This is a genomic window from Arthrobacter sp. 01T428, from assembly GCF_056398685.1.
This window is the reverse complement of sequence record NZ_JBFTPW010000046.1, coordinates 1-1,231: the sequence shown is the minus strand read 5'-3', so window position 1 is coordinate 1,231 and position 1,231 is coordinate 1. Positions and strand designations below refer to the sequence as shown.

Below are 1,231 nucleotides of genomic sequence, written 5' to 3'. Positions count from 1 at the left end.
CGGCGACTTCGGCTTGGACTTCCTTGAGGGCTTGGGTGTGTCCGCCGAGTTGTTCGAGTTCGTGGGCGAGTTCGGCCAGTTCCGCGCCGCCGGCCATCTGGGCGGTGAGTTCGTCCAGGGTGATGTCCTTCTTGTCGTAGTAGCCGATGGACTTSCCGCGCTTGAGCAGCAGGAAMCGGTCCCCGACCGGGAAGGCGTGGTGCGGGTTGTGCGTGATGAAAATGACGCCCAGSCCSCGGTCGCGGGCCTGCAGGATGTAGCGGAGCACGACGCCGGACTGCTTCACGCCCAGCGCGGCGGTGGGTTCGTCCAGGATCAGCACCTTCGCCCCGAAGTACACGGCCCTCGCGATCGCCACGCACTGGCGTTCACCGCCGGAGAGCTGGCCGATGGGCTGTTCCACATCGCGCAGGTCGATSCCCATCTGGGCCAGTTCCTTGAGCGTGATGTCCTTCATYTTCTGGACATCCATGGACTTGAACGGGCCCCAGCCGGTGGTCAGTTCCGAGCCGAGGAAGAAGTTCCGCCAGATCGGCATCAACGGCACCACSGCCAGGTCCTGGTASACSGTGGCGATGCCGGCGTCCAGGGCGTCGCGSGGGGAGTTGAACTTCCGCTCCTCCCCCATGATCTTCAGCACCCCGGCGTCGTGCTGGTGSAGKCCGGCGATGATCTTGATCAGCGTGGACTTGCCCGCGCCGTTGTCCCCCAGCACGCAGGTGACCCGGCCGTTGTCCACGGCCATGGTCACGTCCCGCAGGGCGATGATGTTCCCGTAGTGCTTGCCCACCGCGTCCAGGGAGAGCAGGTGCACGGGGGTGTGGGTCAGCGGGTCCTTCTCATCCTTGAGCAGGGTCWGCTGGTCGATCTGTTTGGCATTCATTCTCTTGCGCCCCTTCTACTTGAGCTCTGCGCGGCGTTTGACGATGAGGTTCACGATGGTGGCCAGCAGCAGCATCAGGCCCAGGAAGAACTTGAACCAGTCCGGGTTCCACTGSGCGTACACGATGCCCTTGTTCGCCATCCCGAAGATGAACGCACCGATCGCCCCGCCCACCGCGGAACCGTACCCGCCGGTGAGCAGGCAGCCGCCGATCACCGCGGCAATGATGTACAGGAACTCGTTGCCCACGCCCTCACCGGACTGCACCGCGTCGAACGCGAARAGGTTGTGCATGCCCAGGACCCAGCCGCAGAACCCCACCGCCATGAACAAGCCGATCTTGGTCTT

General features: G+C 64.3%; 2 protein-coding genes. Both read right to left on the bottom strand.

Features of this window, described 5'->3' with window-relative positions:
• On the bottom strand, positions 1-883 hold an 883-nt coding region (locus tag AC1DJB_RS23580), incomplete at its 3' end, for an ATP-binding cassette domain-containing protein (RefSeq protein WP_476910978.1).
• Between the two features lie 15 nt (positions 884-898).
• On the bottom strand, positions 899-1,231 hold a 333-nt coding region (locus AC1DJB_RS23575), incomplete at its 5' end, for an ABC transporter permease (protein WP_476910977.1).